The sequence below is a fragment of the Vibrio paucivorans genome, from assembly GCF_054053395.1.
The window spans coordinates 3,289,652-3,311,891 of sequence record NZ_CM133230.1; the positions used below are offsets into that span (position 1 = coordinate 3,289,652).

At 44.9% G+C, this 22,240-nt stretch carries 25 protein-coding genes; 1 reads left to right on the forward strand and 24 read right to left on the reverse strand.

Going from position 1 to position 22,240, the window contains the following annotated elements:
- Positions 1-41: 41 nt before the first annotated feature.
- Positions 42-818 carry a transporter substrate-binding domain-containing protein gene (locus ACXABW_RS15030; RefSeq protein WP_252028875.1) on the reverse strand — a complete coding sequence of 259 codons (777 nt, stop codon included), beginning with the start codon at positions 816-818 and terminating at the stop codon, positions 42-44.
- Between the two features lie 93 nt (positions 819-911).
- Here ACXABW_RS15030 and ACXABW_RS15035 point away from each other — a divergent pair, with 93 nt between their 5' ends.
- Complete coding sequence (locus ACXABW_RS15035) at positions 912-1,655, forward strand: amino acid ABC transporter permease (RefSeq protein WP_457523347.1); 744 nt, start codon at positions 912-914, stop codon at positions 1,653-1,655.
- A gap of 49 nt (positions 1,656-1,704) precedes the next feature.
- Here ACXABW_RS15035 and glmU read toward each other — a convergent pair whose 3' ends face one another.
- From glmU to ACXABW_RS15150, 23 genes are all read right to left on the reverse strand, one after another.
- Positions 1,705-3,066, reverse strand: coding sequence for a bifunctional UDP-N-acetylglucosamine diphosphorylase/glucosamine-1-phosphate N-acetyltransferase GlmU (gene glmU / locus ACXABW_RS15040; protein WP_457523348.1), 1,362 nt, complete (start codon positions 3,064-3,066; stop codon positions 1,705-1,707).
- 145 nt (positions 3,067-3,211) lie between these two features.
- On the reverse strand, positions 3,212-3,634 hold the full coding sequence (locus ACXABW_RS15045; RefSeq protein WP_252028878.1) for a F0F1 ATP synthase subunit epsilon: 423 nt from the start codon (positions 3,632-3,634) through the stop codon (positions 3,212-3,214).
- 18 nt (positions 3,635-3,652) lie between these two features.
- Complete coding sequence (gene atpD, locus ACXABW_RS15050; protein WP_252028879.1) at positions 3,653-5,056, reverse strand: F0F1 ATP synthase subunit beta; 1,404 nt, start codon at positions 5,054-5,056, stop codon at positions 3,653-3,655.
- 33 nt (positions 5,057-5,089) lie between these two features.
- Positions 5,090-5,956: a F0F1 ATP synthase subunit gamma gene (atpG, locus tag ACXABW_RS15055; RefSeq protein WP_252028880.1), complete on the reverse strand. Its 867-nt coding sequence runs from the start codon at positions 5,954-5,956 to the stop codon at positions 5,090-5,092.
- 43 nt (positions 5,957-5,999) lie between these two features.
- A complete protein-coding gene (gene atpA, locus ACXABW_RS15060; RefSeq protein WP_252028881.1) occupies positions 6,000-7,541 on the reverse strand; it encodes a F0F1 ATP synthase subunit alpha in 1,542 nt (513 codons plus the stop codon).
- Between the two features lie 13 nt (positions 7,542-7,554).
- Positions 7,555-8,088: a F0F1 ATP synthase subunit delta gene (gene atpH, locus ACXABW_RS15065; RefSeq protein ID WP_252028882.1), complete on the reverse strand. Its 534-nt coding sequence runs from the start codon at positions 8,086-8,088 to the stop codon at positions 7,555-7,557.
- A gap of 14 nt (positions 8,089-8,102) precedes the next feature.
- The gene (atpF, locus tag ACXABW_RS15070; protein ID WP_252028883.1) at positions 8,103-8,573 is read right to left on the reverse strand and encodes a F0F1 ATP synthase subunit B; all 471 of its coding nucleotides are present in this window, start codon (positions 8,571-8,573) and stop codon (positions 8,103-8,105) included.
- 68 nt (positions 8,574-8,641) lie between these two features.
- Positions 8,642-8,899: a F0F1 ATP synthase subunit C gene (atpE, locus tag ACXABW_RS15075; protein ID WP_252028884.1), complete on the reverse strand. Its 258-nt coding sequence runs from the start codon at positions 8,897-8,899 to the stop codon at positions 8,642-8,644.
- A gap of 45 nt (positions 8,900-8,944) precedes the next feature.
- The gene (atpB, locus tag ACXABW_RS15080; RefSeq protein WP_252028885.1) at positions 8,945-9,739 is read right to left on the reverse strand and encodes a F0F1 ATP synthase subunit A; all 795 of its coding nucleotides are present in this window, start codon (positions 9,737-9,739) and stop codon (positions 8,945-8,947) included.
- 8 nt (positions 9,740-9,747) lie between these two features.
- The gene (locus ACXABW_RS15085) at positions 9,748-10,137 is read right to left on the reverse strand and encodes a F0F1 ATP synthase subunit I (protein ID WP_252028886.1); all 390 of its coding nucleotides are present in this window, start codon (positions 10,135-10,137) and stop codon (positions 9,748-9,750) included.
- 191 nt (positions 10,138-10,328) lie between these two features.
- Entirely contained in the window at positions 10,329-11,210 is an 882-nt protein-coding gene (locus tag ACXABW_RS15090) for a ParB/RepB/Spo0J family partition protein (protein ID WP_252028887.1), read from the reverse strand.
- Positions 11,211-11,233: 23 nt separating this feature from the next.
- On the reverse strand, positions 11,234-12,007 hold the full coding sequence (locus ACXABW_RS15095) for a ParA family protein (RefSeq protein ID WP_252028888.1): 774 nt from the start codon (positions 12,005-12,007) through the stop codon (positions 11,234-11,236).
- Positions 12,008-12,021: 14 nt separating this feature from the next.
- Entirely contained in the window at positions 12,022-12,654 is a 633-nt protein-coding gene (rsmG, locus tag ACXABW_RS15100; RefSeq protein WP_252028889.1) for a 16S rRNA (guanine(527)-N(7))-methyltransferase RsmG, read from the reverse strand.
- The gene (mnmG, locus tag ACXABW_RS15105; protein ID WP_457523353.1) at positions 12,654-14,549 is read right to left on the reverse strand and encodes a tRNA uridine-5-carboxymethylaminomethyl(34) synthesis enzyme MnmG; all 1,896 of its coding nucleotides are present in this window, start codon (positions 14,547-14,549) and stop codon (positions 12,654-12,656) included. The genes rsmG and mnmG overlap by 1 nt, the downstream gene beginning before the upstream one ends.
- A gap of 486 nt (positions 14,550-15,035) precedes the next feature.
- Entirely contained in the window at positions 15,036-15,470 is a 435-nt protein-coding gene (mioC, locus tag ACXABW_RS15110; protein ID WP_457523354.1) for an FMN-binding protein MioC, read from the reverse strand.
- Positions 15,471-15,520: 50 nt separating this feature from the next.
- Positions 15,521-16,882, reverse strand: coding sequence for a tRNA uridine-5-carboxymethylaminomethyl(34) synthesis GTPase MnmE (gene mnmE / locus ACXABW_RS15115; RefSeq protein WP_457523355.1), 1,362 nt, complete (start codon positions 16,880-16,882; stop codon positions 15,521-15,523).
- 91 nt (positions 16,883-16,973) lie between these two features.
- Positions 16,974-18,596, reverse strand: a complete 1,623-nt coding sequence (gene yidC / locus ACXABW_RS15120; RefSeq protein ID WP_457523357.1) for a membrane protein insertase YidC — start codon at positions 18,594-18,596, stop codon at positions 16,974-16,976.
- 2 nt (positions 18,597-18,598) lie between these two features.
- A complete protein-coding gene (yidD, locus tag ACXABW_RS15125) occupies positions 18,599-18,856 on the reverse strand; it encodes a membrane protein insertion efficiency factor YidD (RefSeq protein ID WP_252028894.1) in 258 nt (85 codons plus the stop codon).
- Positions 18,823-19,146, reverse strand: a complete 324-nt coding sequence (gene rnpA, locus ACXABW_RS15130; protein WP_252028895.1) for a ribonuclease P protein component — start codon at positions 19,144-19,146, stop codon at positions 18,823-18,825. Before rnpA ends, yidD begins: the two co-directional genes overlap by 34 nt.
- Before the next feature lie 45 nt (positions 19,147-19,191).
- Positions 19,192-19,329, reverse strand: a complete 138-nt coding sequence (gene rpmH, locus ACXABW_RS15135; RefSeq protein WP_038141364.1) for a 50S ribosomal protein L34 — start codon at positions 19,327-19,329, stop codon at positions 19,192-19,194.
- 227 nt (positions 19,330-19,556) lie between these two features.
- Positions 19,557-20,294: an amino acid ABC transporter ATP-binding protein gene (locus ACXABW_RS15140; RefSeq protein ID WP_457523359.1), complete on the reverse strand. Its 738-nt coding sequence runs from the start codon at positions 20,292-20,294 to the stop codon at positions 19,557-19,559.
- Complete coding sequence (locus tag ACXABW_RS15145) at positions 20,291-20,962, reverse strand: amino acid ABC transporter permease (protein ID WP_252028897.1); 672 nt, start codon at positions 20,960-20,962, stop codon at positions 20,291-20,293. The genes ACXABW_RS15140 and ACXABW_RS15145 overlap by 4 nt, the downstream gene beginning before the upstream one ends.
- Positions 20,963-21,065: 103 nt before the next feature.
- Positions 21,066-21,815: an amino acid ABC transporter substrate-binding protein gene (locus ACXABW_RS15150; protein WP_457523361.1), complete on the reverse strand. Its 750-nt coding sequence runs from the start codon at positions 21,813-21,815 to the stop codon at positions 21,066-21,068.
- Between the last annotated feature and the right edge of the window lie 425 nt (positions 21,816-22,240).

Below are 22,240 nucleotides of genomic sequence, written 5' to 3' on the forward strand. Positions count from 1 at the left end.
CTTTATAGCGGCGCTTTTTTACGATTAAACAGTACTCATGGCTAAAGGCTCTTCAGCCCCCACTTTTCTGCCGTCCGGTCAAAAAAGCCTTGAGTCTTTTTCAGTTCAACCCAGTGGTTGATGTAGTTAATCCAAACTTGGTCATTTTGTGGCAATAGCATTGCTATCGGCGTTGGTTTCCTCGGCTCCTTAACCGGAACCACCGCAAGCTGCTTAAACTTAGTGACCAATGTCGCTGCTTCAACATTCGATGTCACCGATACATCCGCTCGGCGCGCTAACAACTCCTGAAAATCTCGCGCAGGCGCTTCAATAACAATATGCTGAGCAGATGGGAAGAACTCTTTCACCATTTTTTCTTGCACCGTACCTAGCGTTGCAGCCACTTTGACATCGGCATTGTCGAAGTCAGCCCAGTCAGAAAACTTAGCGATATCTTTTTTCTGTACAACAGGCACAAATGCGAGATAAAAATATGGCTGACTATAACCCGCCACTTTGGCACGCGACATATTGAGTGATGCACTACCGGTAATGTCATACTTATTTGCCGTGATGCCATTGACCAAGGTTTTCCAGTCTGTCGCAACAAACTCAACTTTCACGCCAAGATCTTTAGCAAGCTCAGTAGTGACGTCGATATCAAAGCCTCGATAGCTATTCGTGGCCGGATCTTTCATTGTCATTGGGTTCCAGTCACCAGTAGTCCCAACTCGTAATACACCGCTATCCAATATTTCATGTAGTCGGCTACTCTCAGCTGCCAAAGCACTAAAGGAAAGCAAACACATCCCAACTAACGTGAAGAACTTCTTCATCTTTCTCATCCTTAAAATAGTGTACGTTTTGTGTCATATCGTTGCTAACATAGCAGCAACAAATGGATTTTTTTAGCTTGATTAAGGGATTGTGTGAACTTTCGTACGCTTACAGTTTTATTGACAACCTTACTAGTATCGGGATGTTCTGATTATCAATGGGGGTGGTATGTTCTGGACCCAAGCACAGAACAAGGCAAAGTGAACCTAGCCTTTTTAACTGCTGGGTTTTACGACACGATATCCATTTCCTTGCTTAGTATGTTGCTTGCCATGCTGCTCGGCCTTATTGTCGCCCTGCCCGCTCTATCTAACAGCAAACTACTACGGGGCATCAACCGCGTTTATGTTGAAGTAATCCGTTCTATCCCTGTATTGGTGCTACTACTCTGGGTTTATTACGGGATGCCTACGTTACTGGATGTTTCTCTCAACCATTTTTGGGCCGGAGTCATTGCATTAACGGTCGCAGAAAGTGCATTTATGGCGGAAGTATTTCGAGGAGGGATCCAATCCATCAATAAAGGCCAACATGAAGCTGCAGAAGCTCTGGGACTAACCTATTGGAGTAAAATGCGCTTAGTGATCTTCCCACAAGCTTTTCGATTGATCTTACCTCCACTTGGCAATCAATTTGTCTATATTTTAAAAATGTCTTCGCTAGTCAGTGTGATAGGGCTTAGCGATTTAACTCGACGAGCAAATGAGCTGGTGGTTACAGAATACTTGCCTTTGGAGATCTACACCTTTCTAGTATTGGAATACTTAATACTGATTTTATGTGTATCTCAAGCAGTTCGATGGTTAGAAAAAAGAATCGCTATCCCACAAAACTGATCAAAAAAGGATGGAATCCACCAGCCTTTTTTATTTCGCACGATAAAGGTTATTTGTTTTTGGTAGGGCGCTGCCAACCAGTAATCTTACGCTCTTTAGCGCGAGTGATAACTAACTCACCCTCTCCCACATCTTTAGTTAATGTAGTACCGGCACCAATAGTAGCGCCATCAGCAACGGTTACAGGTGCAACAAGTTGACTGTCAGAACCGACAAACACGTCATCACCAATAACCGTTTTGAACTTGTTTGCGCCATCGTAGTTACAAGTGATCACACCAGCACCAACATTGACGCGCTGACCGATTTCAGCATCACCTAGATAAGTTAGGTGATTGGCCTTTGAGCCCTCTCCAAGACGTACGTTTTTCACTTCAACAAAGTTACCAACGTGGGAGTCATTGCGCATGTCAGCACCAGGGCGCAAGCGCGTAAACGGACCAACCGTACAATCTTCACCTACCGTTGCACCTTCAATCACACTGTATGGGCGGATTACTGTGTTGTCGTCAATTTCACAGTCTTTCAATACACAACCAGCACCAATGATAACGTTATCGCCAAGTGATACAGAGCCTTCAATGATCACATTCGCGTCAATTTCACAGTCCATACCACATTGCAGCTCACCTCGTAAATCAAATCGAGATGGGTCACGCAGCATAACCCCTTGCTCTAGTAGCTTTTTAGCCTGCATTGATTGGAATGCACGCTCTAAACGAGCAAGTTGAGCACGGTCGTTCACGCCTTCAACTTCTATTGGGTTTACAGGGTGTACTGCTTCTACTGCGCGGCCTTCATCGTGCGCAGCTGCAATAACGTCTGTTAGGTAATATTCACCTTGAGCATTTTCATTGTTAAGCCCAGATAACCAACGTTTCAAGTCGCCACCTGTTGCAACCATAACACCCGTGTTGATCTCTTTGATCAGTTTCTGCTCTTCTGTGGCATCTTTTTGTTCAACAATGGCAACCACTGGACCATTACGACGTACGATACGTCCATAACCAGTTGGGTTATCGAGAACGACCGTTAATAACGCTATTCCACCAGTAGGTTGAGCATCGAGAAGGCTTTCTATCGTTTCTTCGGAGATAAGTGGCACGTCGCCATATAAGACAAGTACTTTTTCGTCGTCTTCAAATTGTGGTGAAGCTTGGTCAACCGCATGCCCTGTACCTAACTGATCTGCTTGAAGCACCCAGTTGACAGGTTCGTTGGCTAATACCTGTTGCATCTGATCACCACCGTGACCGTAAACCAAATGGATATTTTGTGCGCCTAACCCGTTGCATGTATCAATAACATGCTTGGCCATAGGTTTACCTGCTAGCGTATGGAGAACCTTTGGCATATTGGAATACATGCGAGTACCTTTACCCGCAGCGAGAATAACCGCACTAAATTTCATTCGATAACCTACTAACAAAAAAGTTTGAATCGTGATTTTAGCTACTAATACTCAATTAGTTAATTGAGAATGGAAAATTTCCCTTAAAAAATAAGCAAAAAGGCGGTCAAATGACCGCCTTTATCATACTGCACCACTAATTTTATTAGCGACGCTTTTTCGTCAACTCGATTACTCGTAGCTGAGCAATGGCTTTAGCCAATTCACTGGCCGCTTGCGCGAAGTCCATGTCGCCATGCTGATTATGGATATTCTCCTCAGCCTTGCGTTTGGCTTCTTCTGCCTTAGTTGCGTCTAGTTCATCACCACGGATTGCAGTATCAGCTAACACTGTAGCTGTACCAGGTTGAACTTCAACCATGCCACCAGAGACATAGATGAATTCTTCCTCTCCATGTTGCTTAACAACACGCACCATTCCAGGCGTAATAGCGGTCAGCAGCGGTGTGTGGCCATGGAAAATACCAAGCTCACCTTCGCTACCGGTCACCTGAAACGTTTCAACACGACCAGAAAATATTTTCTTCTCTGCGCTGACTACGTCTAGATGAAAGGTTATTGCTGCCATATCGCCTCCTAGTTAGCCTTATAGCTTCTTAGCGTTCTCTAGAGCGTCATCGATAGTACCGCAGTACATGAATGATTGCTCTGGAACGTCATCGTATTCACCAGCTAGTAGACCTTTGAAGCCACGTAGAGTCTCTTTAAGAGGTACGTAAACACCAGGGTCACCAGTAAATACTTCCGCTACGTGGTAAGGCTGAGTTAGGAAACGCTCAATCTTACGTGCACGAGATACAACTTGCTTATCTTCTTCAGATAGCTCGTCCATACCTAGAATCGCGATGATATCTTTCAGCTCTTTATAACGCTGTAGAGTAGACTGAACGCCACGAGCGATGTCGTAGTGCTCTTGACCTACTACTAGAGGGTCTAGCTGACGAGATGTCGAATCTAGTGGGTCGATCGCTGGGTATAGACCCATAGCTGCGATGTTACGGTTAAGTACAACCGTTGCATCCAAGTGAGCGAATGTTGTTGCTGGAGACGGGTCAGTCAAGTCATCCGCAGGTACGTATACCGCCTGTACAGACGTAATAGAACCTTGCTTAGTTGACGTGATACGCTCCTGTAGAACACCCATCTCTTCTGCAAGAGTTGGCTGGTAACCTACCGCTGAAGGCATACGACCTAGAAGTGCCGATACCTCAGTACCTGCAAGCGTGTAACGGTAGATGTTATCAACGAACAGAAGTACGTCACGACCTTCGTCACGGAAACGCTCTGCCATTGTTAGACCAGTCAGTGCAACACGTAGACGGTTACCTGGTGGCTCGTTCATCTGACCGTAAACCATCGCTACTTTTGATTCTTCAGGATTTTCAACGTTTACAACGCCTGCTTCCTGCATCTCAAAGTAGAAATCGTTACCTTCACGAGTACGTTCACCTACACCCGCAAATACTGATAGACCAGAGTGTTGCAGTGCGATGTTGTTGATAAGTTCCATCATGTTAACGGTCTTACCTACACCTGCACCACCGAATAGACCGATTTTACCACCCTTAGCGAATGGACAAACTAGGTCGATTACTTTTACACCCGTCTCTAGAAGAGCTGTCTCGTTTGATTGCTCTTCGTAGCTTGGCGCTTCACGGTGAATCGCGTAATGCTCTTCTGCACCGATCTCGCCACACTCATCAATCGCGTCACCTAGTACGTTCATAATACGACCTAGGGTCTTAGTACCTACTGGTACTGAGATTGGAGCGCCAGTGTTTTCAACTGTCAAACCACGACGTAAACCATCAGAGCTACCCATAACGATTGCGCGAACTACGCCACCGCCAAGCTGCTGTTGCACTTCAAGAACAAGACGTTCTTTAGACTCAACAACATTCAGAGCGTCATATACACTAGGTACTTCACTCTGTGGGAACTCTACGTCGACTACTGCACCGATGATCTGTACGATCTTACCTGTAGCCATCGTTAATCCTCTAAACTGTTTAATTTCCTAAGCTTAAACCGCTGCGGCACCCGATACGATTTCCGACAGTTCTTGTGTAATCGCAGCCTGACGGGCTTTGTTGTACACAAGTTCTAAGTCTTCAATCAGGTTACTCGCATTGTCAGTTGCAGCTTTCATAGCAATCATTCGAGCCGCTTGCTCACAAGCAAGGTTCTCAACCACACCTTGATAAACCTGAGATTCTAGGTAACGCAACAATAGTGCATCAAGTAGAACTTTTGGCTCAGGCTCATAGATGTAGTCCCATGAGTGATTGCGCTGCATCTCTTCGCTGTCCGATTTAGGCAAAGGTAGCAATTGATCAATCGTTGGTTCTTGAACCATAGTGTTAACGAAGTGGTTGTACACTACGAACAAACGGTCCAATTCACCTTCATCGTATTTCTTAAGCATTACGCCAACAGAACCGATTAAGTCTTCAAGGCTTGGGCTATCGCCTAGACCTGAAACTTGAGCAGCTACTTTGGCGCCGCTGTTATTAAAGAATGCTGTTGCTTTTGAACCAATAATGGCCAACTCAACTTCTGCACCTTTTTCTGTTCTGTCTTTCATGTCCAACATGGCTTTCTTAAACAAGTTAATGTTTAAACCACCACACAGGCCACGATCTGTAGAAACGATGATGTAACCAACGCGCTTAGCTTCACGCTCTTCTAGATACGGATGACGATACTCTAGACTAGCGTTTGCTACATGACCGATCACTTTACGTATTGTTTCAGCGTATGGACGAGAAGCTTCCATTGCGTCTTGAGAACGACGCATTTTTGAAGCTGCTACCATTTCCATTGCTTTCGTAATCTTTTGAGTGCTTTTAACACTACCGATTTTATTACGTATCTCTTTTGCGCCGGCCATCGTTACTCTCCGTTAGTTGGTGGCGTTAGCTGCCACCGACTTATTACCAAGTTTGGGTTGCTTTGAAATCGTCAACCAGTTTCTTCAACTGAGCTTCAACTTCGTCGTTGTAAGCACCCGTCTTGTTGATCTCAGCTGTAAGTTCAGCGTATTGACCATGAGCGTACGATAGTAGAGCCGCTTCGAAATCTAGCAGTTTGCTTAGTTCAACATCTGCTAAATAGCCGCGCTCTGCCGCAAAGATAACTAGTGCTTGGTCAAATACAGACATAGGAGCGTACTGCTTTTGCTTCATTAGTTCTGTAACTTTTTGACCGTGGTCTAGCTGCTTCTTAGTTGCGTCATCAAGGTCAGACGAGAACTGTGCGAAAGCCGCTAGTTCACGATACTGAGCTAGTGCAGTACGGATACCGCCAGATAGCTTCTTGATGATTTTCGTTTGCGCTGAACCACCTACACGAGAAACCGAAATACCTGGATCAACCGCTGGGCGAACGCCCGCGTTGAACAGTTCAGTTTGTAGGAAGATCTGACCATCGGTAATCGAGATTACGTTAGTCGGTACGAATGCAGATACGTCACCAGCTTGAGTTTCGATGATAGGAAGAGCAGTCAAAGAACCCGTCTTACCTTTCACTTCACCGTTAGTGAACTTCTCTACATACTCTTCGCTTACACGAGCAGCACGCTCTAGTAGACGTGAGTGAAGGTAGAAAACATCACCTGGGAATGCTTCACGACCTGGTGGACGCTTAAGTAGTAGCGAGATCTGACGGTAAGCTACCGCTTGCTTAGATAGATCATCATAAACAATCAGTGCATCTTCACCGCGATCACGGAAGTATTCGCCCATCGCACAACCTGCGTATGGCGCTAGGTATTGTAGCGCTGCAGATTCAGAAGCAGATGCAACAACAACGATAGTGTTTGCTAGTGCGCCGTGCTCTTCTAGTTTGCGAACTACGTTAGCAATAGTCGATGCTTTTTGACCGATTGCTACGTAGATTGAGAAAATACCAGAGTCTTTTTGGTTGATGATTGCATCGATCGCCATTGCTGTTTTACCAGTCTGACGGTCACCGATAACAAGCTCACGCTGACCACGACCGATTGGGATCATTGAGTCAACAGACTTGTAACCAGTTTGTACAGGTTGATCAACCGATTTACGGTCGATTACACCTGGTGCAATCACTTCTACAGGCGAAGACAGTTTCGCTTCGATAGGACCTTTACCATCAATTGGTTCACCTAGTGTGTTCACTACGCGACCTAGTAGTTCTGGACCTACTGGTACTTCAAGAATACGACCAGTACCTGTAACTTTCATGCCTTCCTTAAGGTCAGCATATGGGCCCATTACAACTGCACCAACTGAATCACGGTTCAAGTTAAGTGCTAGCGCGTAACGGCCACCCGGTAGTTCAATCATTTCACCTTGCATCACGTCCGCTAGGCCGTGAATGCTAAGAATACCATCGCTTACCGATACGATAGTACCTTCGTTGCGAGCTTCACTAACAACGTCGAAAGCTTCGATACGTTGTTTAATTAGATCGCTAATTTCCGTGGAATTAAGTTGCATGCTCCAATCCCCATCAAGACTGCAATGCATCGCTCAGGCGGTTTAAACGACCGCGTGCTGAGTTATCGATGACTAGGTCTCCGGCTCGAATTATAACCCCACCAAGTAGGGTCTCATCTACACTGCAATTCAGCTGAACTTTGCGCTCAAGACGCTGCTCTAGTTTGCTGCTAATATCTGCAAGTTGTTGCTCCGAAAGCTCAGTGGCTGATACAACATCAACATCCACTTCCTTTTCATGTTCTTTTTTCAGAACAAGGAACTCCTCACAAACATATGGAAGGGCCTTTAGACGACCATTCTCTGCCATTACCTTAAGTAGGTTTTGGCCATATGCATCAAACTGTTCGCCACAAACTGCGATAAATACTTCTGCTAGTTTCTCAGCAGAGGTAGAGCTATTTAATAACTCTTGAATTTGCTCGTTGTTTGCAACTTCGGCAGCAAAAGCAAGCATTTGACCCCATTGGTCTAGCTGCTCTTTCTCCACCGCAAAATCGAATGCTGCTTTAGCATAGGGGCGTGCGATTGTAGTCAAATCAGACATATGCGCCCCCAGACTTAAAGTTTTGCAGTAATGTTGTCGAGAATATCATTGTGCGCATCTTTATCGATTGAACGCTCAAGAATCTTCTCAGCACCAGCTACAGCCAGAGTAGCAACTTGTTTGCGCAGCTCATCGCGGGCACGTGTGCGCTCAGCTTCAAGTTCAGCTTCAGCTTGAGCAAGGATTTTCTGGCGTTCTGCCTGAGCTTCCTCACGAGCTTCGTCGATGATTTGAGCTTTGCGTTTGTTTGCCTGTTCAATGACCTCAGTTGCTGTGCGCTTCGCTTCTTTCAATTGGTCAGAAGCGTTGGCTTGTGCTAGATCCAAGTCTTTTGCAGCACGCTCAGCGGCTGCAAGACCGTCAGCTAATTTCTTCTGACGTTCTTCGATCGCTTGCATGATTGGTGGCCATACATACTTCATGCAGAACCATACAAACATTGCAAACGAGATTGCTTGACCTAGCAGAGTTGCGTTCATATTCACAACAGCTACCCCTCTATATTGGACTTAGTGTTAATCAGACAAACGTAAGTTTGTCGTTGATAAACGGATTAACCAGCTAGTTGACCAACAAATGGGTTTGCGAAAGTGAATAGTAGTGCTACTACGATACCGATCATTGGAACCGCATCTAGTAGACCAGCGATGATGAACATCTTAACTTGAAGCATTGGAGCCATTTCAGGTTGACGTGCTGCGCCTTCCAAGAATTTACCACCAAGAATAGCAAAGCCGATTGCTGTACCAACAGCACACAGGCCAACGATGATTGCTACTGCAATTGCAGAGAAGCTCAATACAGTTTCCATTTAAAATCTCCGATAAAATTTAATGGGGGTTAAAAATAATAAAAATTAGTGATCACTGTCTTCATGTGCCATAGACATATAAACAATGGTCAACATCATAAATACGAAAGCCTGAATCGTAATAACAAGAATATGGAAAATAGCCCACGGTAGTGAACCCATCCATTGTAGGTACCATGGTAACATTGCGGCACAGAGTATGAATACAACCTCACCCGCGAACATGTTACCGAATAGACGCATACCTAGTGATAGAGGCTTCGCCAGTAGCGATACGACTTCAATAAGTAGGTTAAACGGAATCATGATTGGGTGATTAAATGGATGTAAAGCCAACTCTTTCGCAAATCCACCTAGACCTTTTACCTTGATGCTGTAGTAAATCATCAAAGCAAATACACCAATAGCCATAGCCATGGTGATGTTTACATCAGCAGAAGGAACCACTTTCAAGTAAGGGATACCTAGCTGTTCCGCTGGATAAGGTAAGAAATCGATAGGAACTAGGTCCATCACGTTCATTAGCAATACCCAACAGAAGATAGTCAGTGCCAGCGGAGCTATTAGTGGATTGCGTCCGTGGAAGGTGTCTTTGACGTTCTGATCGACAAATTCAACTACCATTTCAACAAAACACTGCAGCTTGCCTGGTACACCAGCTGTTACCTTCTTAGCTACTAAATAAAATACTCCGAGGAAGATCAATCCAGTAAACCAAGAAAAAAACAGGCTATCTATATGTACGTTCCAGAAACTTGTCTCCTCTACAAGACCTAGTTTAGCTAAAGACAGGTGCTGTAGATGGTGTTCAATGTATCCGGATGCTGTTGGCGCAGCCATAACACATCCTATTTTTTGTTGTTGATAAAAAGCACTGGTGCACAGATATTAATACCTAGAACCAGCAAATAGGTTAGTTTTAGGGGAACAAGTTCCACCTGCATATACACGTAGACCAAAGAGAACAGCACAGCAGTTATTACGAGCTTTAGTGCTTCGCCAGCATAGAAAGAAGCCGCTACTAGCTTAGCTAGTCTGGCTCCACTGAACATAAAAGCACACAGTGCAAACACCGCATTGGCAATGACAAAAATACCACCGCCAATTAAGGATGCTTTACCCCACTCGACATTAAATGCCGCCGCCATCGCTATGGCCGTAAATATAACTGCGCTTGCTTGAATCATTAACAATCGCTTTGCAAGCTCTCGCCCTGGTCTTGCTAACGCAGCTACCATGTATTCGTACCTCTAGTAATATCCACAGCGCTTATACAACATATGGGGGCTGGGAAATTGGCGAAAATTATACGGTGAGATGGACTGATTGCAATTAAAACGCTGCAAAAAGTTACATTTTTGTTTACAAACCGACAACTTTCACATAAATAATCGTTTTGGGCATAATTGATTCAAATCAATTATCTCACTTAGCTTTCGAGCTTGGCAATTAACTGCTCTAATTTGTGAGGCTCATCAAGACTAATCGTCATTTTAGATTTGCCACCTTTTGAGCGAGTAATAGAAACTTTTGCCCCAAGTATTTCACCCAATCTTTGTGACATTTGTTGTGCATCTGCGTCTTCCGGCTGATTTTCTTGCTCAGAAGGCGATTGGAGACACTTTTTCACAAGTTGTTCTGTTTGACGTACTGTGAGTTGCTTCTTAGCAACATGCTGAGCAAGCTCTATTTGTTGCTCGCCTTCAAGAGCGAGCAGTGCTCTAGCATGTCCCATATCTAGTAAATTATCCGAAACCAGACGCTTTACGTCATTTTCAAGCTGATTTAGACGTAATAGGTTACTGACGGCAGCACGAGACTTACCAATAACCTCAGCCACTTGCTGGTGAGTAAGAGTGAACTCATCTTGCAAACGTTCTAGAGCTTGCGCTTCTTCGATGACATTTAAGTCTTCACGCTGAATATTTTCAATCAACGCCATCGCTATCGCAGCGCGATCTTCAACTTTCTTGATAAGACAAGGAACACGCTTTAATCCAGCTTGTCTCGCCGCACGCCAACGACGCTCACCAGCTATGATCTCATAGTGATCTTCCGAAACAGGTCTCACCACGATCGGTTGAATTATCCCTTGAGATTGAATCGACGCAGCCAACTCTTCTAGAGCTTCAGCGGACATGTCTTTACGCGGCTGGTAAACACCCGGCTTGAGTTGGGATGTCGCTAAATCGATGAGCTCCCCATCAGAAGACAATGCTTGGCTGTGCGTCGCAACATTCTGTTTTTCGCGCGCAAGTGAACTGGTAGCTAATAGGGCATCTAATCCCTTTCCTAAACCACGTTTAGACATAAGAGCAGTTTCCTTGAATGAGATTAGGCAGTGATTTCTTCACGGCGAAGCATTTCACCTGCGAGAGCAAGATACGCTTTAGCACCCGCTGAATATTTGTCGTAATACATAGCTGGCTTACCATGACTTGGCGCTTCAGCTAAGCGAACATTACGCGGGATGACGGTACGATAGACTTTGTTACCAAAGTGTTTTTTGAGTTGATCCGATACTTCATTGGATAATCGGTTACGAGGGTCGTACATGGTTCTGAGCAATCCCTCAATTTTGAGGTTCTCGTTCACCACCGCGGCCAACTTGCTGATGGTATCCATTAATGCTGTCAAACCTTCAAGCGCAAAATACTCACACTGCATTGGAACCAATACAGAGTCCGCTGCAGCCATGGCATTGATTGTAAGAAGGTTTAGAGATGGAGGACAATCGATAAAGATGAAATCATAGTTATCACGCACTGATGCGAGCGCATTTTTCAAACGCACCTCGCGAGCAAACACTTCCATCAACTTGATTTCAGCAGCCGTTACGTCACCATTAGCCGCCACTAAATCATAGTGACCAGTAGTCTTTCGACACACAACATCTTCAAATGGGACATCTTCGACAAGCAGTTCATAGGCCGTGGCTTCGACTTGGTACTTATCAACCCCGCTAGCCATGGTTGCGTTGCCTTGCGGATCGAGATCAATTACCAATACCTTGCGCTTGGTCGCCGCCATAGACGCCGCCAAGTTAATGCATGTTGTTGTTTTTCCAACGCCACCTTTCTGGTTGGCAATTGCTACAATTCTACCCACGATGTGCCTCGCTTTTATTCCTTGCGCGATAAGATTACAAGATGACGGTCACCATCCAATTCAGGAACCTTCAAAGCTTTGACAGCGATCACAGAACACCATTCAGGAAGTTGTTCAATCTCATCCTGTGGTAATTGACCTTTCAATGCTAAGAACACACCCGATTGATGCTTAGGAAGGTGATGACACCACTCCACCATATCTAGCATTGAAGCAAATGCGCGACTTAGAACACCATCAAATTTTTCTTCAGGTTGGAATTCTTCTACTCGGCTTTGGATCGGAGTCACGTTTTCGATTCCTAACTCGTGCAAAACCTGCTTTATGAAGCGAATGCGCTTTCCTAAGCTATCGAGCAAGTAAAACGTCTTATCTGGGTTCATAATTGCCAACGGAATACCCGGCAATCCAGGTCCAGTACCAACATCAATAAAACGCTCACCTTCAAGATGTGGACTTACCACAATACTATCGAGAATATGTTTAACCAACATCTCCATCGGATCACGTACAGAGGTTAAGTTGTAGGCTTTATTCCACTTATTGAGCATTTCAACGTAGCCAACCAGCTGACTACGCTGCTTAGCTGAGACTTCTAATTGAGTCTGACCAATCAATTGGTCCAATTTGTTGTTTAACGAGCTCATTACGCGTCTTCACCTTTTTTCAGCAAGCCCTGCTTTTTGAGATACACAAGTAAAATCGAAATGGCAGCAGGTGTAATACCAGAAATTCGAGAAGCAATACCGACCGTTTCTGGTTTGGCAGTACTAAGCTTGAGAACAACTTCATTTGATAAACCTTTAACTTGGCTGTAATCAAGATCAACGGGCAGCTTGGTGTTCTCGTGACGAAGTGATTTTTCAATCTCGTCCTGTTGACGCTGGATATAACCTTCGTACTTAACCTGAATTTCAACTTGCTCAGCTGCTTGCTGATCGTCTAATGCCGGAGCAAAACGATCTAACTGAGTCAATTGTGAATAAGTAATTTCAGGACGACGTAAAAGATCTTCTCCACTCGCTTCACGAGACATCGGAGTCTTAAGCAGTTGGTTCAATGCGTCGATCCCTTCAGATTTAGGGTTCATCCAGGTTTCTTTCAAACGCTGGCGCTCTAATTCCATATTATTGATCTTTTCGTTGAATCGTTCCCAACGGGCGTCATCCACCAAACCAAGTTCACGCGCTTTTTCAGTGAGGCGAAGATCAGCATTGTCTTCGCGTAACAACAAGCGGTATTCCGCTCGTGAGGTGAACATGCGGTATGGTTCTTTGGTTCCCATTGTTGAAAGGTCATCGATCAACACGCCCATATATGCTTGGTCACGGCGAGGGCTCCAACCTTCTTTGCCTTGGCTGTACAAGCTAGCATTCAAGCCGGCCATCAGACCTTGCGCTGCAGCTTCTTCGTACCCAGTCGTGCCATTAATCTGTCCAGCAAAGAACAAACCGTTAATAAATTTGGTTTCATAGGTTTGTTTAAGATCTCTCGGATCAAAGAAATCATATTCAATCGCATAACCAGGACGGACAATATGAGCGTTTTCAAACCCTTTCATCGAACGAACTATTTGCACTTGAACGTCAAATGGCAAGCTGGTGGAAATACCATTTGGATACAGCTCATGAGTTGTTAAACCTTCAGGTTCAATAAAGATTTGATGGCTGTTTTTATCCGCAAAACGCATGACTTTATCTTCAATAGATGGGCAGTAGCGTGGTCCAATACCTTCAATCACGCCCGCATACATCGGGCTACGATCTAAGTTACTGCGGATCACATCATGAGTTTGCTCATTGGTATGAGTGATGTAACACGGGATTTGACGTGGTTGTTGTTCACGTTTGCCCATGAATGAAAATACTGGGGTTGGATTATCACCATGTTGTACTTCAAGCGCTGAGAAATCGACACTACGAGCATCGATACGAGGTGGCGTTCCTGTTTTTAAACGATCGACTCGAAACGGCAAGGCTCTTAATCGATCCGCTAATGCGATCGACGGAGGATCGCCTGCACGTCCACCAGCAAAGTTTTCCATACCAATATGGATCTTCCCACCAAGAAATGTACCTACAGTAAGCACGACGGATTTGGCATGGAATTTAAGACCCATTTGAGTCACTACTCCAACCGCTTGATCATTTTCTACGATCAAGTCATCTACCGACTGTTGGAATAGGGTTAAATTTGGTGTGTTTTCAAGCGCGTTGCGTACATATGCTTTGTACAGTGCTCGATCGGCTTGAGCTCGAGTAGCACGAACAGCTGGTCCTTTTGAAGCATTCAAAGTACGGAATTGAATACCAGCATGATCAATTGCTTGCGCCATTAATCCGCCCATTGCATCCACTTCTTTTACGAGATGACCTTTACCAATACCACCGATTGCTGGATTACAAGACATTTGTCCTAGTGTGTCGATGTTATGGGTAAGCAAAAGCGTACTTTGTCCTGTACGTGCTGCTGCGAGTGCGGCTTCCGTTCCTGCATGGCCGCCACCAACAACAATGACGTCAAATTTTTCGTGATAAAGCATGAACCGACCTCAGGTGTGTAATGAAGTTTTATGGACAGATAAAGGAGCCGTATTCTACCTTCTTTCCGCTATCTAGAAAATCGCTTTTGTACTTTTTTCAATTTAGCGAGTTCATTAAATATATATAAGATCTATATAGAGATCTTTTATTAGATCTATTATTAAGATCACCCATTTCTGTGGATAACTAGAAAATGATCAACAAGATCATGGATCTTATGACGATCATAATATGTGATCTGATCTTGATCATGATGAGGATTAGCTGGGATCAAAAAGTGGGGTTATACACAGGGGGGGAAAGGGGTATGAGTTATTATTTGGATAACTATAGGTTGATCACTGTAAATCTATATGTTTATCCACAGTTCGTTTGGTTAAATAATGAGCAATTAAACCAATGGTCATCAAGAAAGTTATTCACAATCGGATGTTTATGGACAAAAAAAGCGGCTCTAAAGCCGCTTTTCGACATGTTCTCTCAGTTCAAAATTGCTCAATATGAGCTAATAGCCACTCTTCTGCCGCATCTTCTGGTACGGGGTGGTTCAGAACATCGATTGTGAGACAGTCGGCTAGTGGAGTCGCTCCGATATCTTGGAGTAGGGCATGGGCATGTAGCCCTGCGGCACAAAAGGTATCGTAACTCGAGTCGCCAATCGCAACGACGGCGTATCGAACATCAACCATTTTAGGTGGAGTCGATTGTAGGGCTTCGATGAAAGGCTGGATGTTATCTGGATAGTCTCCCGCTCCATGGGTGGAGGTCACGACTAACCAGGTTCCCTGAGATGGAACTGTATCAATAGCGGGTTGGTTGTGGATGGTTGTCTCAAGCCCTTTTTCTACCAACAGATCGCTAAGGTGGTCACCAACATACTCTGCACCACCAAGGGTGCTACCGGTAATAATGTGAATCATAAAGTTGTCCTTTTCTACAAAAAAGCGTGACGGTTAAGTCACGCTTTTATCTATTTACCAATACAGAATGAGGAGAAAATACGGCCAAGCAGATCATCTGAACTGAATTCGCCGGTGATTTCATTAAGGTGTTGCTGGGCGATGCGTAGTTCCTCTGCCAGTATCTCACCGGCCATATAGCCTTCAAGCTGTTGTTGGCCTATGTCTAAATGCTCAGAGGCACGTTCCAATGCATCCAGGTGGCGTCTACGCGCCATAAAACCGCCTTCAGTGTTGCCTGAGAAACCCATACACTCTTTTAGGTGGCTGCGTAAGGCATCGATACCTTGGCCTGTTTTAGCGGACAAGCGAATTAACGTAGGCGCATTGACATGGCAAATGCCCAGCTCTTCGCCTGTTTGATCCGCTTTATTGCGGATCACCGTCATACCAATACTGTCAGGTAAACGATCAACAAAGTCTGGCCAAATCTCTTTAGGGTCTGTGGCATCGGTAGTGGTACCATCGACCATAAAGAGTACTCGATCAGCTTGGGCAATTTCATCCCAAGCGCGCTCGATACCAATTTTTTCTACTTCATCAGAAGCATCACGCAGTCCAGCGGTATCAATGATATGCAGCGGCATACCATCAATGTGGATATGTTCACGCAGAACGTCTCGTGTTGTACCTGCTATGTCGGTCACGATAGCGGATTCTTTACCAGAGAGAGCATTCAGCAGGCTAGATTTACCAGCATTCGGCCTGCCAGCAATGACGACTTTCATGCCTTCACGCATGATAGCGCCTTGATTGGCTTCTTTTCGAACCGCATCAAGGTTATCGATGATGGCCTGTAAATCAGCGGAAACTTTACCGTCTGCTAGGAAATCGATTTCTTCTTCTGGGAAATCGATAGCGGCTTCTACATAGATTCTCAAATGGATAAGCGATTCGACCAAGGTGTTAATCTTGTTTGAGAACTGGCCTTGCAGAGATTGCAGCGCGGATTTAGCGGCTTCTTCTGAACTAGCGTCAATTAAGTCTGCAATGGCTTCCGCTTGGGTTAAGTCCATTTTGTCGTTGAGAAACGCTCGTTCTGAAAATTCCCCTGGGCGAGCTGCTCTTACCGCTGGTATCGTCAAGATACGCTTAATCAGCATATCCATTACCACAGGGCCGCCGTGCCCTTGGAGCTCTAGCACATCTTCACCCGTGAATGAGTGTGGGTTAGGGAAGTAGAGAGCAAGGCCCTGATCAAGCTCTGTTCCGTCTTGTGCTTTAAATGGCAGGTATTCTGCGTAACGAGGCTTGAGTGTTTTGCCCGTAACTTCTAGTGCCACTTGAGCCGCTTTAGGCCCTGATACTCGAATAATGCCTACACCACCTCTTCCGGGGGCTGTAGCTTGAGCGACAATCGTATCTGTAGTCATAGTTTTGCCAAATTCGATGAAATTAGCTGAATTGTAATCAGCCCAAAACAAAAAGGCGACCTTTTGGCCGCCTTTCTTACATTAATTAGTCTTACTTAGAGTGTAAGCCTTTCTTTTCCAGCGCTCTATAAATCAGCGTTTGCTGGATAAGTGTTACGATGTTCGACACCAACCAGTATAGAACTAGGCCTGATGGGAACCACAGGAAGAAGAAAGTAAACATAACCGGCATAAAGGTCATGATCTTCTGCTGCATTGGATCCGTTACTGTCGTCGGGCTCATCTTCTGGATTAGGAACATCGATGCCCCCATCAGTAGTGGCAAGATGAAGTAAGGGTCTTGCGCTGATAGATCGTGAATCCAACCGAAGAATGGTGAGTGACGTAGCTCAACCGACTCCATTAGTGCCCAGTACAAAGCGATGAAGATAGGCATCTGTAGCAAGATAGGCAAACAACCACCCAGTGGGTTTACTTTTTCTTTCTTGTACAGTTCCATCATTTCTTGGCTCATGCGCTGACGGTCATCACCGATGCGCTCACGCATAGCTTGCAGTTTAGGCTGAAGCATACGCATTTTCGCCATAGAGGTGTACTGCGCTTTAGTTAGTGGGTACATCGCACCACGAACAATGAACGTTAGGATGATAATCGCTACACCCCAGTTCGATACGAAGCCTTGAATGAACGAAAGTAGAGTATGCAGTGGTTTCGCGATGAACCACAACCAGCCGTAATCAACTACAAGGTCTAGGTTAGGCGCTGTTTCCGCCATTTCGCTTTGCAGCTTAGGACCAACCCATAGAGTCGCTTCAAAGTTAGCTTGTGCACCGTCTGCCACTGTTTTGTTTGGCATGCGAACACCGATATCAGCAAGGTTACCGATTACGCGAGTGTATAGGTTTGAACCTGGTTCATTGCGTGGAATCCAAGCGGTTGCAAAGTAGTGTTGGATCATTGCAGCCCAACCTTGACCATCCGGTAGGTTTAGCGACAAGTTACGATCTTGCATATCATCGAAGCTGTACTTCTTATAACGAACATCTTCCGTTGAGTATGCACCACCACGGTATGTCGGCATTGTGATGCTGCCACCTGAATCCATAACGTTTTGACGCAGGTGAGCGTACATACCAACTGTTGCGTTGTTGCCTGAGTTGTTCACTACATCGAATGCAACGTCGATAGCATAGCTACCACGTTTTACGATGAATGTTTTCGTGTACTCAATGCCATTCGCTTGGTAAGTCAGTGGAATACGTAACTCATCTTGACCGTCAGCAAGCGTAAAGCTTTCTGCTGATGCTTGGTAATGAGGGCGGTTTGTGCTGCTAAGATCGATACCTTGAGGGCCAACTAGACCACTCTGAGCGATAAACTGGTGACCTTGCGTATCTCGTAGAAGAACGAAAGAGTCGTCCGAATCTAGCTCTGCAGAATATTCGTTTAGGTCTGCTGCAACTACGTCACCACCAACCGTGTCGATAGACAGAGTCAGCACATCAGTTGTCACTGTAATGGTTTTCGCAGATGGCGACGACTGAGCTGGATGTGGATCCAATTCATTAGCAAAAGATGGTGCAGGCAGAGTGCTGCCAGATTGTGCCTGTTCAACCGCTTGAGGAGCAGGAGTCTTTTCTACTTGCCATTGTTGGTAAAGTAGAAATGAAACCAAAGCCAGTGCGATTAACAGAATATTACGTTGAGAATCCATCGTTATTTATCTCTGTCTTGTTTTTGGACTGGTGGAACGGGGTCAAACCCCCCTTCGTTCAAAGGGTGGCATTTTAATAGACGTTTGCCTGATAACCAACACCCTTTTACAAAACCGTGAGCTTTCAACGCTTCTATCGCATATCGCGAACAGGTTGGAGTAAATCGGCAGCGGGGACCAATCAGAGGGCTAATTGTCCATCTATACAGATAGACGAGGCCAATGGTTATCCACGCGAAGGGCGAGACAGGCGTAGCCATAGCTTATCAAACAACTTAAATATTTCATCATTGCTTAAATCTTGCGCGCTCTTCTTAGCAATAACAACAAAATCTTTGTTAGGAAGCTGATGTTGTTTGTTACGAAAGCTTTCACGTGCCAATCGCTTGAAACGATTACGAGCAGGTGCAGTTTTGATTTGCTTTTTAGGAACGGCTAATCCCAATCTAGGGTGAGAAAGAGAATTATTGCGGGCAATGATAGTGAAATGTGGTGAGCCAGCTCGATGAGCTTGCTGGAAGACGTTTTGATAATGCTCGGGAGTTAACAAACGTAACTCCCGATTAAACGCGTACGTGTTCAAAATAATCAGAGATTATTTAGAAAGACGCTTACGGCCTTTAGCACGACGTGCATTGATAGTTGCACGACCGTTCTTAGTTGCCATACGTGCACGGAAACCGTGAGTACGCTTGCGCTTTAGAACTGAAGGTTGAAAAGTGCGTTTAGACATGGTTATTACCTTTACTGATCAGTAGTTTTAGGTTCTTAGTTAACCCGGCGTGGGCATTTATTTCTCTCTATATATAGAGGGAATTACCGACGCCTCTCAACAAAGAGGCGGAATTGTAATCACTGTCACAAAAAGTGTCAATAATTGGGTTTACCTAAATTCCGGTCGGGCGATTATACGTAGTGTGAGTAAAATCTCAAGGATCTTTAGATCCTACCAAGCGATCTTTAGCTCGCAGCTACCTGGTTTAAAAATTTCTGTAAACGAGGATCTTTCGGATTATCAAAGATTTCCTGAGGCGATCCCTGTTCTACAATGTTGCCTTCTGCCATGAAGATCACTTTATCAGCCACTTCTTTAGCAAACTGCATTTCATGCGTCACCACCAGCATGGTTTGGTGTTGAGTCGCAAGCTTTTTCATCAGAGCCAACACTTCGCCAACCCATTCTGGGTCGAGAGCAGATGTAGGCTCATCAAATAACAATAATTCTGGCTGAAGCGCCATGGCTCGGCCAATACCGACACGTTGTTGCTGACCTCCTGACAATGCAGCAGGGTAGCTATCTCCTTTATCGCCGAGGCCAATATCGTCTAGGATTTGCTGCGCTCGTTCCAAGGCTTGGTCTTTTTTCCATCCTCGGACGGTAATCAGCCCTTCAGCAATGTTTTGGCGTGCATTCATATGGGCAAATAGTGCGTAGTTTTGGAAAACAAAGCCCGTTTTACGGCGTAGAGCTAACACTTCTGCTTTTGCATGCGATTGGGTATCAACACTGACATCATCAATGGTAATACGGCCTTGATTGGCCTGCTCTAAGAAGTTCACGCAGCGTAATAGCGTTGATTTACCAGTGCCGCTTGAGCCAATGATGACCACAATCTCGCCCTGTTTTATATCGAGATCAATGCCTTTAAGGACTTCAGTTTCCCCAAAATACTTATGAATATTGTCGAGTTTGATCATCGTACGTACGCCTTATTCAATCGTTCTTCTGCCCAAATTTGTACACGGGTAAGGATGACTACCACACCCCAGTATATGAGTGCTACGGCGAGGAAGGCTTCGAAAAAGCGAAAGCTTGAAGAGGCTTCCATCTGAGCTTTAGCCATGATCTCAGCAACACCTAAAGTGAAAGCTAGGGAAGTTGATTTGATCATATCAATGAAGTAGTTCATTAAAGACGGCAGAGCGACTCGGGTTGCTTGAGGCAAAATAATGCGGCGCATTGCTTGACTGGTTGTCATGCCAACAGAGAGGCTCGCTTCCATTTGGCTGCGATCGATACCAATAATAGCGGCACGAATACTTTCTGCCATGTAGGCTGCAAAGTGCAGGGTTAAACCAATCACTGCGGCACTAAAGGCATCTAAGCCCACCAAAAATGGGAAGACTTGTGGCAGGCCGTAGTAAAGTAAGAATAGCTGGACTAACAGTGGTGTCCCGCGGAAAAAACTGATGTAAAGCTGGCTCAGTTGATCAAGAACTGGGATTTTAAATACGCGAATATTGGCCAGTATTACCGCTAAGATCAAAGAGAATACTAGTCCCCAGGTGGCCATTTCCATGGTGGTACCAAGATACTTCAAAAGTATCGGCATTAGTTCCAGCATGTAATTGAAATCAAATCCCATCGTCTCCCCCGAATAAAAAATGCAAAACCCACTGCCAAAGGAAGGGAAGCAGTGGGTTATTTAAGTTCGCTTAGTATTGATGTAGCGAATAAAAAGTAAGTGGTTACTTCTTGGTGATGTCAGCGCCAAACCACTTTTCAGAAATTTGCGCCAGTGTACCATCTGCACGCATTGCGGCGAGAGCTTGGTTCACTTCTGCTTGAAGTTTCTTGCCGTTGTCGTTATCGACAAATGGCCATGCGTTTTCGATTGTCTCGAACGGCTGACCGGCTAATTGAAGTGGTAGACCAGTCTTCTTAATCAATTCAAGTGCAGATAGTCGGTCCATAACAAAAGCATCAGCGCGACCTAGTGCGACATCATGCTCAATACCAGTGTCGTAAGTTTTGATGGTGATCTGGTTATCTTTATCGTAGCTACGCAGTAGTTGCTCGAAGTTAGAACCTAGGTTCACTGCGACAGTCTTACCTGCAAGATCTTCGATGCCTTTGATTCCATCATTACCTTTACGCACGGTAATCTGAGCGCCATCAACAACGTATGGGTCAGCAAATAGGTACTTCGCTTTACGTGTATCAGTAATAGTAATTTGGTTTGAAATTGTATCAATACGGCCTGTTTCTAGTAGGCCAAATAAACCAGAGAAGTTCGCAGTGACGTACTCCACTTTGTAGTCGTTACGTTTACCGATTTCATTCCAGAGATCGACTTCAAAGCCTTGTAGTTCATCTTGTTTAACAAAAGTGAAAGGGAAATAGCGTCCTGACATTCCTACTTTTACTTCAGTAGCTGCTTGAACTGTAGCAGCAGACAGTGCGATAGCGGCAATTGCCACCTTAATCCAGTTTTTCATAATACAACTCCATATTTATGTAGGACGGAATACTACTGTTACTTTGAACAATTAGAGAAATAACCAAGTGCAATAACCTAGAGCTGTAGGTAATAAGTTGAAGTGACTCGCAGAATAAAAAAGACGATTGTGCATTGAATTCTGGGGGCGTTTATCACCTGTGGAAGAAAGCGGTAAAAGCTGGGGGAGATCAAAACAACTCACAGAGTTATCACCAATCTTACGATCTACTCAAAATGGCACTAATGTGGATCAAAGTGTGGGTAATTTTAGGGCAATATGTGTTGATCCATAGGATTAAGTCGAAAATATTGTGAATAACTTAGATCTTATTCACTGGATCACCGATCAATTGCTGGCGATCTTGGTTATCAACAGGTAAAATTGCCAATCTTTTCCGATCATTAATTACGAGTGGGGGCACC

What these genes read in the sequence shown, in the direction of transcription:
- ACXABW_RS15145 (WP_252028897.1), bottom strand. Translation starts at nt 20,962, where the DNA reads ATGGGATTTGATTTCAATTACATGCTGGAACTAATGCCGATACTTTTG.
- ACXABW_RS15150 (WP_457523361.1), bottom strand. Translation starts at nt 21,815, where the DNA reads ATGAAAAACTGGATTAAGGTGGCAATTGCCGCTATCGCACTGTCTGCT.
- mioC (WP_457523354.1), bottom strand. Translation starts at nt 15,470, where the DNA reads ATGATTCACATTATTACCGGTAGCACCCTTGGTGGTGCAGAGTATGTT.
- atpE (WP_252028884.1), bottom strand. Translation starts at nt 8,899, where the DNA reads ATGGAAACTGTATTGAGCTTCTCTGCAATTGCAGTAGCAATCATCGTT.
- ACXABW_RS15140 (WP_457523359.1), bottom strand. Translation starts at nt 20,294, where the DNA reads ATGATCAAACTCGACAATATTCATAAGTATTTTGGGGAAACTGAAGTC.
- mnmE (WP_457523355.1), bottom strand. Translation starts at nt 16,882, where the DNA reads ATGACTACAGATACGATTGTCGCTCAAGCTACAGCCCCCGGAAGAGGT.
- ACXABW_RS15030 (WP_252028875.1), bottom strand. Translation starts at nt 818, where the DNA reads ATGAAGAAGTTCTTCACGTTAGTTGGGATGTGTTTGCTTTCCTTTAGT.
- rsmG (WP_252028889.1), bottom strand. Translation starts at nt 12,654, where the DNA reads ATGAGCTCGTTAAACAACAAATTGGACCAATTGATTGGTCAGACTCAA.
- atpA (WP_252028881.1), bottom strand. Translation starts at nt 7,541, where the DNA reads ATGCAACTTAATTCCACGGAAATTAGCGATCTAATTAAACAACGTATC.
- glmU (WP_457523348.1), bottom strand. Translation starts at nt 3,066, where the DNA reads ATGAAATTTAGTGCGGTTATTCTCGCTGCGGGTAAAGGTACTCGCATG.
- ACXABW_RS15090 (WP_252028887.1), bottom strand. Translation starts at nt 11,210, where the DNA reads ATGTCTAAACGTGGTTTAGGAAAGGGATTAGATGCCCTATTAGCTACC.
- mnmG (WP_457523353.1), bottom strand. Translation starts at nt 14,549, where the DNA reads ATGCTTTATCACGAAAAATTTGACGTCATTGTTGTTGGTGGCGGCCAT.
- atpH (WP_252028882.1), bottom strand. Translation starts at nt 8,088, where the DNA reads ATGTCTGATTTGACTACAATCGCACGCCCCTATGCTAAAGCAGCATTC.
- yidC (WP_457523357.1), bottom strand. Translation starts at nt 18,596, where the DNA reads ATGGATTCTCAACGTAATATTCTGTTAATCGCACTGGCTTTGGTTTCA.
- atpD (WP_252028879.1), bottom strand. Translation starts at nt 5,056, where the DNA reads ATGGCTACAGGTAAGATCGTACAGATCATCGGTGCAGTAGTCGACGTA.
- ACXABW_RS15045 (WP_252028878.1), bottom strand. Translation starts at nt 3,634, where the DNA reads ATGGCAGCAATAACCTTTCATCTAGACGTAGTCAGCGCAGAGAAGAAA.
- atpB (WP_252028885.1), bottom strand. Translation starts at nt 9,739, where the DNA reads ATGGCTGCGCCAACAGCATCCGGATACATTGAACACCATCTACAGCAC.
- atpG (WP_252028880.1), bottom strand. Translation starts at nt 5,956, where the DNA reads ATGGCCGGCGCAAAAGAGATACGTAATAAAATCGGTAGTGTTAAAAGC.
- rpmH (WP_038141364.1), bottom strand. Translation starts at nt 19,329, where the DNA reads ATGTCTAAACGCACTTTTCAACCTTCAGTTCTAAAGCGCAAGCGTACT.
- ACXABW_RS15085 (WP_252028886.1), bottom strand. Translation starts at nt 10,137, where the DNA reads ATGGTAGCTGCGTTAGCAAGACCAGGGCGAGAGCTTGCAAAGCGATTG.
- yidD (WP_252028894.1), bottom strand. Translation starts at nt 18,856, where the DNA reads ATGGCTACGCCTGTCTCGCCCTTCGCGTGGATAACCATTGGCCTCGTC.